The organism is Sutterella seckii (assembly GCF_009183815.1).
Classification (GTDB): domain Bacteria; phylum Pseudomonadota; class Gammaproteobacteria; order Burkholderiales; family Burkholderiaceae_F; genus Sutterella; species Sutterella seckii.
Genome location: NZ_WEHX01000151.1, coordinates 1 through 3,173, shown reverse-complemented (window position 1 = coordinate 3,173; position 3,173 = coordinate 1). Strand labels below are relative to the sequence as shown.

The 3,173-nt window shown below is 42.2% G+C and carries 4 protein-coding genes; 3 read left to right on the top strand and 1 reads right to left on the bottom strand.

What is annotated here, in order from left to right; translation table 11 throughout:
- From GBM95_RS11400 to GBM95_RS11390, 3 genes are all read left to right on the top strand, one after another.
- Nucleotides 1-463, top strand: a 463-nt coding sequence (locus GBM95_RS11400; RefSeq protein ID WP_193222693.1) for a glucose-6-phosphate isomerase, incomplete at its 5' end; no start/stop codon positions are given.
- 105 nt (nucleotides 464-568) lie between these two features.
- Nucleotides 569-1,507 carry a glycosyltransferase family 2 protein gene (locus tag GBM95_RS11395; protein WP_193222692.1) on the top strand — a complete coding sequence of 313 codons (939 nt, stop codon included), beginning with the start codon at nucleotides 569-571 and terminating at the stop codon, nucleotides 1,505-1,507.
- Nucleotides 1,504-2,667: a nucleotide sugar dehydrogenase gene (locus GBM95_RS11390; protein WP_152159204.1), complete on the top strand. Its 1,164-nt coding sequence runs from the start codon at nucleotides 1,504-1,506 to the stop codon at nucleotides 2,665-2,667. The genes GBM95_RS11395 and GBM95_RS11390 overlap by 4 nt, the downstream gene beginning before the upstream one ends.
- Before the next feature lie 43 nt (nucleotides 2,668-2,710).
- Here the strand turns inward: GBM95_RS11390 and GBM95_RS11385 are convergent.
- Nucleotides 2,711-3,173 (bottom strand): glucose-6-phosphate isomerase (locus GBM95_RS11385; protein WP_193222691.1); only part of this gene is annotated, 463 nt, incomplete at its 5' end.

Here is a 3,173-nt window from a genome sequence, read left to right as displayed (position 1 = left end):
TATGCCGGCATGGCTGCAGCAGCTTGAAATGGAATCACTCGGCAAGTGCGTTCTTGCCGACGGATCCGAGAGAGTTCGGACGAGAACGGGTCAGGGCATTTGGGGCAGCAACGGCAACTGTGGTCAGCACAGCTTCTACCAATGGCTGCGCGAAGGGACCTGGTGCACGAGCATCGATCTCGTGAAAGTGGCCGACGTCGGACATTCGCATGAAAAGATGGCGCGAGTCCTCAACGCCAATGCAGATGCACAGGCCGAAGCATTGATAACCAGAGAAACGGAAGAGTTTTACAACAGTCTCATGGTTATCGCGTTAAAAGATTTGTCTCCCGAAATACTTGGCTCCTTTATGTCATTGTACGAGCACAAAACGGCACTCTTCGGGCGGCTGTTGAAGATAAATCCTTTCGACCAGCCCGGCGTGGAATTCGCTAAGAAATTAGCTAAAATGCTGGAAACTTGAACACTAGTTCTAAAAGTTAGAAGCGAATAGCGAGTAGGTTTTGTTTGTGTCCTACTCGCTATCTGCTTCTTCATGCACGGTTTACATTTTGTTTTCATACTAAACATGAGTGAAATTTCGGTTTCGGTTGTCATTCCTGTATACAACTGTGACCAATTTATTGAGAATTGTATTCAAAGTGTTATCTCACAAACGCTAACGAATTTAGAGATTATTATCTTAGATGATTGTTCAACTGATGAAACCTTAAGTCGTATTCCACGTGATCCAAGAATTAGAATTTTTGCAAAGAAAGAAAAACATGGTTCTGGGATTTTACGGAATGAAGGTATCAAATTAGCTAAAGGCAAATACATTACTTTTTTAGACGGGGACGATTTTTATCCAAACAAAAATAGTTTAAAAAAACTCGTTGAAATTGCAGAAAAAAAGAAATTAGACATAGTTGGAGGTTCTTTATTTATAGTTAATCAATTGACAAACGAAATTAATTATAAATTTCCAGGTCAATATTTTACTGAAGATGGTTTTATAAAATACGAAAACTACCAACACGACGGGGGTTTTTATCGTTTTATTTATCGCTCAAATTTCTTACGAAAGAATCAAATTCAATTTCCAGCATTCAGGCGAATGCAAGATCCTGTTTTCTTTGTAAAAGCAATGATAAAGTGTGGATCTTTTTATGTTATCAAAGATTATGTTTATGCATACAGAAAATTTCACAAGGAGGTTGAATGGGATAAAAATTTGGTAGAAGAAAAACTTTCTGCTATTTTATTGATTCTTAAAATTTCAAGAAAACACAAACTAAGCCATCTTCATTACTTGATGGTTAAAAATTTCATTAATTTCTCGAATCACCATCTTGCTGATTTGAGAAATTTTAAGAATCAAGTTAAGCTCTTTCTGCTAATATATAGTAAAATCGATTTTAAACTTCTCAAAGAAGGTTGGTCTTCGGACAAGATCAACTTTCTGCGACTAAAGTTGTTTGGAGTATTTTTCAAAAGCTTTTTCGACCTAACTAAGGAGAAAAAATGAAAATCGCAGTGGTAGGTACTGGTTATGTTGGCCTTTCTAACGCGGTTCTTCTGGCGCAACACCATGAAGTAAAGGCTGTAGACATTATCGAAGATAAGGTCAACAAAATTAATCAGAAAATCAGTCCGATTGTAGATAACGAAATTCAAGAATATCTTTCTACGAAGGAGCTTAATCTCGTTGCAACAACTGATCTTGCCAAGGCTGTTGAAGGTGCTGACTACGTTTTCATTGCCACACCCACGGACTACGACACCAAAACAAATTTCTTTAACACTTCTTCGGTTGATTCGGTGATTGAAGCTGTAACGAAGCTCAATCCCAATACGCTGATCGTGATCAAGTCTACTATCCCTGTTGGGTATACCCAGAAGAAAAAGGAAGAAGGTTATGAAAATTTAATCTTTGTTCCTGAATTCCTTCGCGAAGGTAAAGCACTCTACGATAATTTGTATCCCTCGCGTATCGTCGTCGGCGAAAAGTCAGACAGAGCGGAAAAGCTTGCTCAAATGCTTGCTGACTCCGCAATCAAGGAAGATATCCCTGTTTTGTTGACCGATTCGACCGAAGCCGAAGCCATTAAATTGTTCTCGAATACATACTTGGCTACCCGCGTTGCTTTCTTCAACGAACTCGACAGCTACGCTCTTGCAAAGGGCCTCGATAGTGCTTCCATCATCAACGGTGTTACTCTCGATCCTCGCATCGGCCACTTTTACTGCAATCCATCGTTTGGGTACGGCGGCTACTGTTTGCCTAAGGATACAAAGCAACTGCTAGCGAACTTCAAAGATGTACCGGAAAATATGATTCGTGCTGTCGTTGAAGCGAACCGCACCCGTAAAGACTACATCACGAAATTGATTCTTGCCCGAAAGCCGAAGGCTGTTGGTGTTTATCGTCTGATCATGAAGAGTGGCTCCGATAACTTCCGAGCATCTGCTATTCAGGGAATCATGCGTCGTTTGTCCGAAAATGGCGTGAAGATTTATCTGTTCGAGCCGACTTACAAGGAAGATAAATTTTTTACGGCAGAGGTTATTACAGACTTTGAAGAATTCTGCAAGAACTCTGACGTTATCGTTACCAATCGTTGGAACGACTGTCTTGAAGCCGTTAAAGATAAGGTCTTTACACGTGATTTGTACGGCAATAACTAATGATTAAGTGAAAGGGCAGCGTTTGGCTGCCCTTTCAATTTCCTCAGCCTTCGAGCGTTCGGGCCAATTTCTTGGCGAACTCTACACCGGGCTGATCGAACGGATTTATCTTCAGCAACCACCCGAAGAGTGCCGTTTTGTGCTCGTACAATGACATAAAGGAGCCGAGCATTTCGGGAGACAAATCTTTTAACGCGATAACCATGAGACTGTTGTAAAACTCTTCCGTTTCTCTGGTTATTAATGCTTCGGCTTGTGCATCCGCATTGGCGTTGAGGACTCGCGCCATCTTTTCATGCGAGTGCCCGGCGTCGGTCACTTTCACGAGATCAATGCTCGTGCACCAGGTCCCTTCGCGCAGCCATTGGTAGAAGCTGTGTTGACCACAGTTGCCGTTGCTGCCCCAAATGCCCTGACCCGTTCTCGTCCGAACCCTCTCGGATCCGTCGGCAAGAACGCACTTGCCGAGTGATTCCATCTCAAGCTGCTGCAGCCATGCCGGCATC

Excerpts from the sequence above, each read along its gene's own strand:
- GBM95_RS11395 (WP_193222692.1), top strand. The coding sequence starts at position 569 with ATGAGTGAAATTTCGGTTTCGGTTGTCATTCCTGTATACAACTGTGAC.
- GBM95_RS11390 (WP_152159204.1), top strand. The coding sequence starts at position 1,504 with ATGAAAATCGCAGTGGTAGGTACTGGTTATGTTGGCCTTTCTAACGCG.